This is a genomic window from Jannaschia sp. W003, from assembly GCF_025144335.1.
In the GTDB taxonomy this organism is placed as follows: Bacteria; Pseudomonadota; Alphaproteobacteria; order Rhodobacterales; family Rhodobacteraceae; genus Jannaschia.
Window position 1 is genome coordinate 2,153,527 of record NZ_CP083539.1, and the last position, 12,465, is coordinate 2,165,991.

12 protein-coding genes and 3 tRNA genes are annotated in these 12,465 nt (G+C 71.5%); 10 read left to right on the top strand and 5 right to left on the bottom strand.

Translation table 11 applies throughout. The features are described 5' to 3' along the window. Window positions 1-12: 12 nt before the first annotated feature. Genes zwf through pgi form a run of 3 tightly spaced genes read left to right on the top strand, consistent with a single transcriptional unit; the run spans window position 13 to window position 3,769 of the window. Window positions 13-1,467 carry a glucose-6-phosphate dehydrogenase gene (zwf, locus tag K3554_RS10505; protein ID WP_259939999.1) on the top strand — a complete coding sequence of 485 codons (1,455 nt, stop codon included), beginning with the start codon at window positions 13-15 and terminating at the stop codon, window positions 1,465-1,467. Window positions 1,468-1,470: 3 nt separating this feature from the next. Beyond that, window positions 1,471-2,142, top strand: a complete 672-nt coding sequence (gene pgl / locus K3554_RS10510; RefSeq protein WP_259940000.1) for a 6-phosphogluconolactonase — start codon at window positions 1,471-1,473, stop codon at window positions 2,140-2,142. Between the two features lie 25 nt (window positions 2,143-2,167). Continuing rightward, window positions 2,168-3,769, top strand: a complete 1,602-nt coding sequence (gene pgi, locus K3554_RS10515; RefSeq protein ID WP_259940001.1) for a glucose-6-phosphate isomerase — start codon at window positions 2,168-2,170, stop codon at window positions 3,767-3,769. Between the two features lie 25 nt (window positions 3,770-3,794). Here pgi and K3554_RS10520 read toward each other — a convergent pair whose 3' ends face one another. Next, window positions 3,795-4,292 carry a thioesterase family protein gene (locus tag K3554_RS10520; RefSeq protein WP_259940002.1) on the bottom strand — a complete coding sequence of 166 codons (498 nt, stop codon included), beginning with the start codon at window positions 4,290-4,292 and terminating at the stop codon, window positions 3,795-3,797. Between the two features lie 82 nt (window positions 4,293-4,374). Between K3554_RS10520 and K3554_RS10525 the strand changes: the two genes are divergently transcribed. Next, window positions 4,375-5,202, top strand: a complete 828-nt coding sequence (locus K3554_RS10525) for a manganese catalase family protein (RefSeq protein WP_259940003.1) — start codon at window positions 4,375-4,377, stop codon at window positions 5,200-5,202. Window positions 5,203-5,274: 72 nt separating this feature from the next. On the opposite strand, the gene K3554_RS10530 is transcribed toward K3554_RS10525, so the two are convergent. After that, window positions 5,275-5,345: transfer RNA gene (locus K3554_RS10530), tRNA-Gly, on the bottom strand. 107 nt (window positions 5,346-5,452) lie between these two features. Here K3554_RS10530 and K3554_RS10535 point away from each other — a divergent pair. The 3 genes from K3554_RS10535 to K3554_RS10545 are packed head-to-tail and all read left to right on the top strand — an operon-like array spanning window position 5,453 to window position 8,342. After that, complete coding sequence (locus K3554_RS10535; RefSeq protein WP_259940005.1) at window positions 5,453-6,409, top strand: L,D-transpeptidase; 957 nt, start codon at window positions 5,453-5,455, stop codon at window positions 6,407-6,409. Then, window positions 6,406-7,215: an extensin family protein gene (locus K3554_RS10540; RefSeq protein WP_259940007.1), complete on the top strand. Its 810-nt coding sequence runs from the start codon at window positions 6,406-6,408 to the stop codon at window positions 7,213-7,215. Before K3554_RS10535 ends, K3554_RS10540 begins: the two co-directional genes overlap by 4 nt. Beyond that, a complete protein-coding gene (locus K3554_RS10545) occupies window positions 7,212-8,342 on the top strand; it encodes a carboxylate-amine ligase (protein WP_259940010.1) in 1,131 nt (376 codons plus the stop codon). The genes K3554_RS10540 and K3554_RS10545 overlap by 4 nt, the downstream gene beginning before the upstream one ends. Before the next feature lie 27 nt (window positions 8,343-8,369). Here K3554_RS10545 and K3554_RS10550 read toward each other — a convergent pair. Together K3554_RS10550 and K3554_RS10555 are read right to left on the bottom strand one after the other, a co-directional pair. After that, window positions 8,370-8,444 (bottom strand) — tRNA-Asn (locus tag K3554_RS10550). 59 nt (window positions 8,445-8,503) lie between these two features. Beyond that, entirely contained in the window at window positions 8,504-9,382 is an 879-nt protein-coding gene (locus K3554_RS10555; RefSeq protein ID WP_259940013.1) for an MBL fold metallo-hydrolase, read from the bottom strand. Between K3554_RS10555 and K3554_RS10560 the strand changes: the two genes are divergently transcribed. Next, a complete protein-coding gene (locus K3554_RS10560) occupies window positions 9,381-10,640 on the top strand; it encodes an ATP-binding protein (protein WP_259940015.1) in 1,260 nt (419 codons plus the stop codon). The two genes, K3554_RS10555 and K3554_RS10560, sit on opposite strands and share 2 nt — an antisense overlap. Before the next feature lie 118 nt (window positions 10,641-10,758). Here the strand turns inward: K3554_RS10560 and K3554_RS10565 are convergent. Further along, window positions 10,759-10,834, bottom strand: a tRNA-Ile gene (locus K3554_RS10565). Window positions 10,835-10,874: 40 nt separating this feature from the next. Here K3554_RS10565 and K3554_RS10570 point away from each other — a divergent pair. Further along, a complete protein-coding gene (locus K3554_RS10570; RefSeq protein ID WP_259940017.1) occupies window positions 10,875-11,351 on the top strand; it encodes an ABZJ_00895 family protein in 477 nt (158 codons plus the stop codon). 57 nt (window positions 11,352-11,408) lie between these two features. Beyond that, window positions 11,409-12,446 (top strand): phosphoribosylformylglycinamidine cyclo-ligase, encoded by a 1,038-nt coding sequence (purM, locus tag K3554_RS10575; RefSeq protein WP_259940019.1) that lies wholly within the window; start codon window positions 11,409-11,411, stop codon window positions 12,444-12,446. Window positions 12,447-12,465 lie beyond the last annotated feature (19 nt).

Here is a 12,465-nt window from a genome sequence, read left to right on the forward strand (position 1 = left end):
ACTGGAGATGCCATGGTATCCCGAACGATCCCCGTGGACCCCTTCGACCTCGTGCTGTTCGGCGCGACCGGCGACCTGGCCGCCCGCAAGATCATTCCCTCGCTCTACCGCCGCTTCCTGGCGGGACAGATGCCCGCCGAGGCGCGCCTGATCGGCGCCGCACGCTCGGAGTTGTCCGACGACGAGTTCCGCAAGCTTGTGCGCGACGCGCTCAACGCGTTCGTCTCCGAAGGCAAGCGAGACGCGGAGACCATCGACCGGTTCTGCGGGCAGTGCTCCTATGTGGCCGTGGACGCCAAGGGCGACGGCGGCTGGGACCGGCTGAAGGAGCTGGTCCGCGACGATGTCGTCAAGGCGTTCTACTTCTCGGTCGCGCCTTCGCTGTTCGGCTCGCTCGCCGAGAAGCTGCGCGCCCACGGCATCGCCTGCGACGACTCGCGCCTCGTGGTGGAGAAGCCCTTCGGCGTCGATCTCGAGACCGCGCGCAAGCTGAACCACGACCTCGAATGCGCCTTCGAGGAACATCAGATCTACCGCATCGACCACTTCCTTGGGAAGGAGACGGTGCAGAACCTCATGGCGGTGCGCTTCGCGAACGTGCTGTTCGAACCGCTGTGGAACGAGCGCTACATCGACCATGTGCAGATCACCGTGGCCGAGCCGATGGGCGTGGCCGGGCGCGGCAGCTACTACGACACGTCGGGTGCCATGCGCGACATGGTGCAGAACCACCTCATGCAGCTCCTGTGCCTCACCGCGATGGAGCCGCCGGCCCACTTCGACCCGGACCGCCTGCGCGACGAGAAGCTGAAGGTGATCCGCGCGCTTGACCCCGTCTCCGCGAAGGACGTGGTGCGCGGGCAGTACAAGGCGAACGGCGAGAACCCGTCCTACCCCGAGGACGCCGAGAACGCCGATTCGACCACCGAGAGCTTCGTCGCCCTGAAGGTCGGCATCTCGAACTGGCGCTGGAAGCACACCCCGTTCTACCTGCGCACCGGCAAGCGCATGTCGCGCCAGCTCTCGGAGATCGCGGTGGTGTTCAAACACACGCCCCACTCGATCTTCGACCGCGAGGAGGGCCAGGAGCCGAACTCGCTGGTGATCCGCCTCCAGCCCGACGAGGGCATCGACCTCGCCGTGACCATCAAGGAGCCGGGGCCGGGCGGCATGCGCCTGACCACGGTGCCGCTCGACATGACCTTTGCCGACGCGCTGGGGCCGACCGGCTCGGACATCCCCGACGCCTACGAGCGCCTGATCATGGACGTGATCCGCGGCAATCAGACGCTGTTCATGCGCGGCGACGAGGTGGAGGCGGCTTGGGCCTGGACCGACCCCATCATCGAGCGCTGGGAGGAGAAGGGCGACAAGCCGTTCCAGTACGCGCAAGGGTCCACCGGCCCCGACGAGGCGATGAAGCTGATGCACCGCGACGGGCGCTCCTGGCGCTCGCTGGAGGACTGAGCCGTGGAGCTGATCGAGTACGCCGACCGCGAGATGCTGGGCATGGGGCTGGCCGACGCGCTGGCCTCGTCGCTGCGCGGCGCCCTCTCCACCCACGACCGCGCCAGCTTCTGCGTGCCCGGCGGCTCCTCGCCGCGCGAGGTGTTCGCTCTACTGTCGGGCACCCGCCTCGACTGGGACCGCGTGGACGTGTTCCTCAACGACGAGCGCTGGGTGCCCGAGAGCGATCCGCTGTCGAACACCGCGATGGTGAAGGCCACGCTGCTGACCGATCTCGCCGCCAAGGCCCGCTGGGTGCCGATGCACGTGGACGCGCCCGACCCCGAGGCGGGCATCCCTGCGCTCCTGCCCGGCTTCGAGGGGCGGCTGCCGATCTCGGTGCTGCTGCTCGGCATGGGCGAGGACATGCACACCGCGAGCCTGTTCCCCGGCTCCGCCGACCTCGCCGCCGCGATGGCCGACGACGCGCCGGTGCTGATGGCCGCGCGCCCGCCCGGCAAGGCCGAGGCGCGGGTCACGCTGACCGCGCCGGTGCTGGCCGGCGCGTTGGACACCCATTTCCTCGTGATGGGCGAAGCCAAGCGCAGCGCGCTCGACGTGGCGCGCACCTCGGACCCGATGGACGCCCCCGCAGCCGCCTTCCTGCGCGGCGCCACGGTGCACTGGGCCCCCTGAAGCCCCGCTGGAGAAGGAGAAAGCCATGGAGTTCTGGAACGGGGTCGCGTCGTTGAAGCGCAACCACGCGGGTGCCCGCATCGCTGACCTGCTGACGGACGCGCGCCTCGCGCGGTTCACGGCGCGGGCCGCGGGGCTCCACTTCGACTTCTCCAAGACTGCGATCGACGACGGCGCGCTCGACACGCTGCTGGCCATGGCCGCCGGCGTGCCGGAGCGGCGCGACGCCATGTTCGGCGGCGCGCGCATCAACGAGACCGAGGGCCGCGCCGTGCTGCACACCGCGCTGCGCGCGGGCGACGATGCCTCGGTCGAGGTCGACGGCGCCGACGTGATGCCGCCCGTGCGCGAGACGCTCGCGCGAATGCGCGGCTTCGCGGAGGACGTGCGCTCGGGCCGCTTCATGGGGCAGGGGGGCCGGATCACCGACGTGGTCAACATCGGCATCGGCGGCTCCGACCTCGGGCCGGCCATGGCGGCGCAGGCGCTCGCGCCGTTCCACGACGGGCCGCGCTGCCACTTCGTGAGCAACGTCGACGGCGCCGACTGGGCGGAGACGCGCAAGGGGCTGGATCCGGCCACCACCCTCGTCGTCGTCGCATCCAAGACCTTCACCACCCAGGAGACCATGACCAACGCCCGCACCGCGTGGGACTTGATGGCCGCCTCGGTGGACGACCCCGCGGCCCAGTTCGCTGCCCTATCGTCGGCGGCCGACAAGACGGCCGACTGGGGCATCGACCCCTCACAGGTGTTCGGCTTCGAGGACTGGGTCGGCGGGCGCTACAGCATGTGGGGGCCGATCGGCCTCTCGCTGATGCTCGCCATCGGTCCCGATCAGTTCGACCGCTTCCTCGCCGGCGCCCGCGCCATGGACGAGCACTTCCGCGAGGCGCCCCTCGAGCACAACATGCCGGTGCTGCTGGCCCTCGTGGGCATCTGGCACCATCAGGTTTGCGGTTACCCGACCCGCGCCGTGCTGCCCTACGACGACCGCCTCGCCCGCCTGCCGGCCTACCTGCAGCAGCTCGAGATGGAGTCGAACGGCAAGGGCGTGACGATGGACGGCAAGGCCCTGGAAGGCCCCGCCGGTCCCGTGGTCTGGGGCGAGCCGGGCACCAACGGGCAGCATGCCTTCTACCAGCTCATCCACCAGGGCCTGACGCCGGTGCCTTGCGAGTTCATGGTCGCCGCGAAGGGTCACGAGCCGGAGCTGGACCACCACCACCGCCTCTTGATCGCCAACTGCCTCGCCCAGTCCGAGGCGCTGCTGCGGGGCCGCGATCTCGACGAGGCGCGCGGCAAGGTCGCGGGCCAGTTCGAGGGCGAGGAACTGGAGCGGCAGGCTGCGCACCGCGTCTTCGCCGGCAACCGCCCTTCCACGATGCTGATCTACGAGCGGATGGACCCGTTCACGCTCGGCGCCGTCGTGGCGCTCTACGAGCACCGGGTGTTCGTCGAAGGCGCGATGCTGGGGATCAACAGCTTCGACCAGTGGGGCGTGGAGCTAGGCAAGGAGCTGGCCGGAGCTCTGGCCCCCATGATCGAGGGCAAGGACGCCTCTGCGAAGGACGCCAGCACCCGCACCCTGCTCGCGCAGCTTCGCGCGTGGCGCGGCGCCGACTAGGCGCCGGCCGCCGGGGAGGGGACGTCTACCCCTCCCGCTCGGCCCCGTCGCGGTCCCGGAACGTCGCCACGTAGGCTTCGGGCAGCGGCATCCGCGTCGCATGGTCGGGGGCCATCAGGCAGATCACCGCGTGTCCGGTCGTGCAGTGGTGGCCCCCGGAGTACACCCGGTACTCCATGGTCCACGACGTGCGCCGGTACGCCACCGTGCGCCCGGTCACGATGTACACGTCCTCCAGATGCAGCGGTCTGTGGTAGTCCACGGACACCGAGCGGAGGACCAGGGCGGGGCGCTCGCCGTCCGGCTCGTAGTCGCCGATCCCGTAGGCGCGCAGGTAGGCTATGCGCAGGGTCTCGAACCAGCCGAGATAGACGGCGTTGTTGACGTGATCGAGCACGTCCAGCTCGCGGAACCGCACCCGGTCGGCCTGTCCGAAGGTGATGGGCTCGGGCACGCCGCAGGCGCGGAGCTTGGCGACGGGTAGGGGGCGCAGCAGCGCTAGTTCCCGGTAAGACTCTGACAAGGTAATAAATTTCGATCCGTTCTCGCAACCCGCGCGGGGCCGCGTGCATTTCGTCCCGGTCAGACCAACCGAGGGCGATGCGATGTTCTACCATTCCGGCAAGCTGCAGTACGAAGTCCGCGTGGACAATCCCGATCCGGTCTTCGCCAAGTACCTCCAGCAGGCGATCGGCGGCGTCGAGGGCGAGATCCGCGTGGCCATGCAGTACATGTTCCAGGCCATGGGCGCGCGCGGCGACTCGAAGTACCGCGACATGCTGATGATGACCGCCACCGAGGAGTTGAGCCACATCGAGTTCCTCGGCCATGCGGTGGCCCTGAACCTCCAGAACGCGCCGCTCGACGCGCAGGAGGCGGCGGCCACGGACCCCGTGGTAGGCGCGATCATGGGCGGCATGAACCCGCGCCACGTTCTGTCCTCGGGCCTCTCGGCCATGCCGGTGAACGCCAACGGCGTTCCCTTCGACATGAGCCACGTCTACGCCACCGGCAACATCGGCGCCGACATGCTGGCGAACGCCACCGCGGAGTCCGGCGGCCGGGTGCTGGCCTCGCGCCTCTACAATATGACCGACGACAAGGGCATGAAGGACATGCTCAGCTTCCTGATCGCCCGCGACACCATGCACCAGCAGCAGTGGCTCGCCGTGATCGAGGACCTCGGCGGCATCGAGGCCTGCATGCCCGTGCCGAACTCCACGCCCGAGAGCCACGAGGCGATGGAGCACTCCTATTACTTCCTGAACACCTCGATCGACGAGGAGACGCCTCAGGGAGTGTGGACCAACGGCGGCAAGGCCATGGACGGGCGCGGGACCTACACCGCGAAGGACAAAGCGGAGCCGATGGGGCAGGTGCCCGACCTCGGCAAGGCGCGGCCCAAGTCCGGCGCGCAGAAGGAGCAGATGTAGCCGCCGCGAAGGCTGCGGCCGGGGGGCGGTGCCGCAAGGCGTCGCCTTCTGCGTATGGGGGGAACGGGTCGGAGCGGGTAACGGGAATCGAACCCGTAACTGAAGCTTGGGAAGCTTTCGTGATACCTTTTCACCATACCCGCACGCCGACGGACGCGGTCTAGCTCCGGCGCGGGGCTTCCGCAAGCCGTGCAACGATCCGGGGGGAGGGGCGTTGGATCGACGCCCCACCGCTCAACCCGAGGTCTCCATGCTCCGCACCGCCACCGCGATCCTCCTTGCCACCACCGCCCCCGCGCTCGCCCTTACCCCCGACGAGATCCGCTCGGCCTCATACGACGGCGGCGCGCTGTCAGAGGAGCAGACCGGCCTCGCCTTCACCGTGCAGGTGCTGCTCGACCGCGCCGGCGTCAGCCCCGGCGTGATCGACGGCTGGGGCGGCGGCATGACCGTCAGCGCCATCGAGGCCTTCGAACGACGCGAAGGGCTGGAGCCCGACGGTCAGCTCGACCCCGAAGTCTGGGAGGCCCTCGGCGGCCCCTCGGCGGGTGCGGTGCTTCAGGACTACACGATCACCGAGGAGGACGCTTCCGGCCTCGTCGACGCGATCCCCGAGGACTACGCCGAGAAGGCGAAAATGGAGAGTCAGGGATATGTGCGCGTCTCCGAGAAGCTGGCCGAGCGCTTCCACATGGACGAGGACACCCTCGTCGCCCTGAACGAAGGCACGGACTTCGCGCCCGGCGAGACGATCCTCGTCGCGGCCCCGGGCGACGACCTCGCCGCGGAGGGCGAGGTGGCGCGAATCGAGGTCCGCAAGGACGTGCAGCGGCTCGCCGCCTTCGATGCCGACGGCAACATGATCGCGAACTACCCCGTTACGGTGGGTTCCGCGCAGACGCCGTCGCCTTCGGGCACCGTGGAGGTGGTCGCGATCGCGCCCGACCCGAACTACACCTACGATCCCGACGAGAACTTCACGCAAGGCGACAACGACGAGGTGCTCATCGTGCCGCCCGGCCCGAACGGCCCCGTGGGCTCAATGTGGATCGACCTCAGCAAGCCGACCTACGGGCTGCACGGCACCGCCGAGCCGGCCTCGCTGTTCGAGGCGGCGAGTCACGGCTGCGTGCGCCTGACGAACTGGGACGCGGGCGAGCTGGCGCAGCTCGTGAAGGTGGGCACAACGGTCGAGTTCATGGAATGAGAGCGGCCGCGCTCGCGCTCCTGCTCGCCGCGGCCTTGCCGGCCGGGGCGCAGGAGACCGACCTCACCAACGGGGGCACCGCCGCCGATCCTGCGGAAAACCCCATCGAGACCTCGCCCGCACCGGAGGAGCGACCGGCAAACGTCGGCGCCGGGACCTCTGCGCCCGCCGTCGTGCCCGAACCCGAAGGCGCGCCCGACGCGGTGCGTCCCGCGGGCGCGGGGGTGCGCGACGCTCTGGCGCTCGGAGACGCCGATCATGCCGCCTGCCTCGCCGCGCTGGACGCGCTGGGCGCGGTGTTCGCCGAAGCCGAGCCGATCATCGAGGAGGGCGATCCCGACTGCGGCATCTTGCGCCCCGTGCAGCTTGAGGCAGTCCGCCCCGGCGTCGCCTTCTCGCCGCCCGCCCCCTTGCGCTGCCCCGCCGCGCTGGCGCTGGCCGAGTGGACCCGCGACTTCGCGGAGCCGGCCGCCGAACGGCTGGGACGCGGCGCGATCACGGCGATCGACCACGGCTCGACCTACGTCTGCCGCCGCCGCAACAACGCCCCCGACGGCAAGCCTTCGGAGCATTCGTTCGGCAACGCGATCGACATCATGGGCTTCCGCTTCGCCGACGGCGATCCGGTCGCGGTGCAGCCGCGCGAGCGCGACGGCACCATGGCCGAGGCGTTCCAGGATGCGGTGCGCGCCTCGGGCTGCCTCGAGTTCACGACCGTGCTCGGTCCGCGCACCGACGAGGCCCATGCCGATCACCTGCACTTCGACATCGTCGAGCGGCAGGGTGGCTTCCGCCTGTGCCAGTGACGCCGGTCACCATCGGCATCGAGGAGGAGTACCTCCTCGTCGACGCCGGCACCGGCGCCCTCGCCGCCAGTCCGCCGGACGGGTTCATGGAGGACTGCCGGGACGCCTTGGGCAAGAAGGTCACCCACGAGTTCCTCCAGGCGCAGGTCGAGATCGGCACCGGGGTCTGCGCCACGATCGACGAGGCGCGGGCCGAGCTAGTCCACCTGCGCCGCACGGTGGCCGGAGCGGCCCGCGCCCATGGCATGCGCCTCATGGCCGCGTCCACTCATCCCTGGTCACGCTGGGCGGACCAGGAGCGCACCGACATGGAGCGCTACCGCATCCTCGCGCACGAGCACCGCGCCCTGGTCCGGCGGATGGCGATCTGCGGGATGCACGTCCATGCGGGCATCAAGGACCGGGACGAGCGCATCGCGGTGATGAACGGTGCCGCCTACTTCCTGCCGCACCTCCTGGCCCTCAGCGCCTCCTCGCCCTTCTGGGAGGGACGCGACACCGGCCTGCGCGCGTTCCGCCCCGTGATCATCGGCGACCTGCCGCGTTCGGGCTTTCCCGAGCCCCTGGAGCGGTGGAGCGACTGGACCGACCTCGTGGAGGATCTCGCCGCGACGGGAATGCTCGACGACCCCTCCAAGATCTGGTGGGACATCCGCCCCTCGATCCGCCACCCCACCGTGGAGATGCGCGTCTGCGACGTGTGCACGGACGTGGAGGACGCGCTGAGCGTGGCGGCGCTGTTCCAGTCGATCGTGGGCTACCTGCGCGCCCTGCGGGGCCGCAACGAGGGTCGGCGCCGCTTCCGCACCCTGCTGCTCGCCGAGAACAAATGGCGGGCCATGCGCTCCGGCGTGAACTGCGAGATGGCCGACTGGGGCCGCCGCGAGGCCCGGCCCTTCGCCGGGCTCGTCGACGAGCTCGTGGAGCTGGTGCGCCCCCACGCCGAAGCCGCGGGATGCGTCCGGGAAGTCGAGCGCTGCCGCGACATCGCCGCCCGGGGCACCTCGGCCGACGCCCAGCGCCGCATCTTCACTGAGGCGACCGAACGGGGCGCGGACGAGCGCGAAGCCCAGCGCGCGGTGGTGGACTGGATCGTCGAGACCACGGAGCCGCCGGCCCCTGACTAGGCGCACGCTACGTGTGGAAGGGGGATTTGGCTCCGGCGGTAGGGATCGAACCTACGACCAATTGATTAACAGTCAACTGCTCTACCGCTGAGCTACGCCGGAACACCGGGGGCGGACTTAGCCGGGGCCTCCGGGCCGCGCAAGGGGGCGGGCGCGGTTTTTCACGCCCGCCGGAACCGCCCGTCGGGGGCGAGCCGATCGGCGGTCGCGGCGCCCGTCTCCGCCAGCCGGATCAGGTGCGCGAGCACGTTGCGTGCTGCCGCCGGATGGAGGGCGGGGGGCGTGTCCACATAGACCCGCGCGACCAGGTCCGGGATCGTGGTGCCCCCGTCCAGCGCCGCGAGGATCGCCGCCTCGCGCGCGAGACGGTGCGCCCGCAGGTCCCGGCACCGCTCCGCCGGCGCCTCGACCGGCTCCCCGTGTCCGGGCAGGAAGCGGCGCGCCCCCAGCGCCGCCAACCGGTCCATGCTGCCGAGGAACTGCGCGACGTCGCCGTCGGGCGGCGAGATCATCGTGGAAGCCCAGCCCATCGCCACGTCGCCCGACAGCACGTCGCCGTCCGGGGTCTCGAAGCTCAGGTGGCTGGCCATGTGGCCCGGGGTCCAGTGGGCGCGCACTGCCCATCCGTCGCCCTCGATCCGCTCCCCGTCCGCCGGCTCGCGGTCAGGGGCGAAGGCGCGGTCCACGCCCTCGCCCCCGCCGATCCCCGCGAGCGCCTGCATGGTCTCCGACCGGCCCCGGTCGAACCGCCAGCCCAGCACCGGGGCGCCGGTGCGCGCGGCGAGGAGAGCGGCGCCGGGCGAGTGGTCGAGATGGGCATGGGTGACGAGGATCGCCTCGACCCGGGCCCCGCTGCAGGCGCCGAGCACGGCCTCCATGTGCGCCGCGTCGGGCGGTCCGGGGTCGATCACCGCACGGCCCGCGCCCTCGCCCAGCACGTAGGTGCAGGTGCCGCGATGGGTCATGGGCGAGGGGTTGGGCGCCAGCACGCGCACCACCGTGCTTCCAAGCTGCTCCGCGGCGCCGTAGGACCCGTCCATGGCGTTCTCCCCCCAGACCCGCGCGCAGTCGCGCCGGTGGCTGCCCCGCAGCTTCTACGCCCGCGCGGCGCTGATCCTGATCGTTCCGGTGCTGACGATCCAGCTCGCCGTCGCCGTGCTGTTCCTACAGCGCCACGTCGAGGACGTCACCGCGTCGATGACCGCTACGATGGCCCGACAGGTCGCTTTGGTCCGCACCCACCCCGAACTGGCCGCGCTGTTGGGAATCTTCGAGGCCGAGGCCCCCGATGCGACGCGCATCCGCATCTGGGACCTCGGCGGGCGCGTCATGCGCGCGCGCCTCGCCGAGGCGCTGCCCGACCTCGCCGCAGTGGATACGGTGGCGGCGCGCAAGGAGGTCCGGTTGGGCTTCGCGGACGGCACGGGGCTCGCCTTTCCGCGCGACGCGGTGTCGGCGCCGAACCCGCACCAGCTGATCGTGTGGATGGTCGCCGTGGCGCTGGTGGCGACCGCGATCTCGGTCCTGTTCATGCGCGGACAGATCCGCCCCATCCGCCGCCTCGCCGCGGCGGCCGAGGCCTTCGGGCGCGGGCAGCATGCGGACTTCTGGTCCTCCGGCTCCACCGAGGTGCGGCAGGCCGGCACCGCGTTCCTCGCCATGCGCGCGCGCATCGAGCGGCACATCGAGCAGCGCACGCTCCTGCTATCGGGGGTCAGCCACGACCTGCGCACGCCGCTCACGCGCATGAAGCTGGAGCTGGGCATGATGGATGGGCCCGAGGCAGAGGCCCTGGCAGGCGACGTGCGGGCCATGGAGCGGATCATCGACACCTTCCTCGACTTCGCCCGCGCCGGGGCCACGGACGCGCTGGCGCCGCACGACCTCACCGCGCTGGTGCGCGAGGCGGTGTCCTTGGCGGCGCCCGAGGCGGAGGTGCCGGTAAGCGGTCCCGAAGGCGTGGTGATGCCGGTGCTGCCCGAGGGGCTGCGGCGGGCGGTCGCCAACCTCGTGGGCAACGCTTTGCGCTACGGCCGACGGGTGCGCGTGGAGGTGTCGGCCGGCGCCGCAGCCGCGATCGTCGCCGTGGAGGACGACGGCCCCGGCATCCCGGACGGCGACCGCGACGCGGCCATGCGGCCCTTCTCGCGCCTCGACGCGGCACGGGGCAGCACCGAGGGCAACGTCGGCCTCGGCCTCGCCATCGTGCGCGACATCGCCCGCGCCCACGGCGGCACGCTCCGCCTGGGCGATTCTCCCTTGGGTGGGCTGAAAGCCGAGGTCGTCCTCCCCCGCTAATCGGCAGTGTTCCGCCGCTCCCGACGGGGATTCGTGTCTCGCGCGCGACAGTTCCGGGCGAAGGGCGGCCATCCGCCGGTCCCGTGGGGGAGGGGGGACGTGCAAACCCGTGTCGGCATGGTAGGCCCGGCAGGATTCGAACCTGCAACCAAAGCGTTATGAGCGCTCTGCTCTAACCGTTGAGCTACAGGCCCTCCGAGGCCGAGGCGATACCAGAGGGACCCCGTCGGTCAAGTGCCCCACTCCCATACGCTCTCCCCTTCAGATCACCTCCACGACGACGCGGACGCCGAGGAGCCGTCCGTCGCGTTCTACGGCGTCGCTTACGTGGCGATCGCCGCCGGCATCGCCGTCGCGCTCTGGGCGCTCGACGCGCTCGTGGGCGTGCAGATGCCCGGCGCCGCGACCAGCATTGTCGCCCCCATCGTCGCAGCGCTTCTCGCCGGTCAGCGGTGGGCCGCGCGCCACGGCTCCGTGCCCTCGTCGTCCGCCGCCTGGCGCTTCGCCCTGCGCGCCGCGGGCGCGGTGCTGCTGGTGAACCTCGGCGTCTGGCTCGTGATCGCCACGGCCTACGGCGCCGCGGTGCCGGCGACGGGCACGACCGTGGTCGCGCTGACGGGCTCGGTCGCGATCTTCGGGGCCGCGCTCGTCGGGGTGAATCGCCTGTTCGTGACCTACGGAGCCTCGAGCCAGCTGCGCGGCGCGCGCTAGACGCCGCGCCGCCGCCACGCTAGCCCCCCGCCCACGGCGGGGCGCGAGGAGGCGAGAGTGACCGATGGACTGACCTACCGCGCGGCAGGCGTGGACATCGAGGCGGGCAACGCGCTCGTGGAGCGGATCAAGCCCGCCGCGAAGCGCACCGAGCGCGCCGGCACGATGGCGGGGCTGGGTGGCTTCGGCGCCCTGTTCGACCCCCGCGCCGCCGGATACGCCGATCCGGTGCTCGTGGCCGCCACCGACGGCGTGGGCACCAAGCTGCGCGTCGCCATCGACACGGGGGCCGTGGACGGCGTGGGGCAGGACCTCGTGGCGATGTGCGTGAACGACCTCGTGTGCCAAGGCGCCGAGCCGCTGTTCTTCCTCGATTACTTTGCCACCGGCGCGCTGGACACCGACACGGCGGCGCGCGTGGTGGAGGGCATCGCGGGCGCCTGCGCCGGGGCTGGCTGCGCGCTGATCGGCGGGGAGACCGCCGAGATGCCCGGCATGTACGCCCGCGGCGACTTCGACCTCGCCGGCTTCGCGGTGGGGGCCGTGGAGCGCGGCGCCGTGCTGCCCGCGGGCGTGGCCGAGGGCGACGTGCTGCTCGGCCTCATGTCCGACGGCGTCCATTCCAACGGCTTCAGCCTCGTGCGCCGCGTGGCCGAACGGGCAGGGCTCGCTTGGTCGGACCCCGCCCCCTTCACCGACGGCACGCTGGGCGAGGCGCTCCTGCGGCCGACCCGGCTCTACGTGCGCGCCGCGCTGGACGCGATCCGCGCGGGCGGCGTGCACGCGCTCGCCCACGTGACGGGCGGCGGCATCACCGAGAACCTGCCCCGCGTCCTGCCCGCCGGCCTCGGCGCCGAGGTCGACCTGGGCGCCTGGACGCCCGATCCCGTGTTCGGCTGGCTCTGCGCCGCGGGCGGGGTCGAGGAAGCCGAGATGCTGCGCGCCTTCAACTGCGGCATCGGCATGATCCTCGCGGTCGCGCCGGATCGGGTGGACGCCGTGCGCGCCGCGCTCTCCGCGGCCGGCGAGCGTCCGGAGCGGATCGGAACGGTCGTGGCGGGCGAGGGGGTCCGCTACCGGAACGCCCTCCGGTGAGGGTGGCGATCCTCGTCTC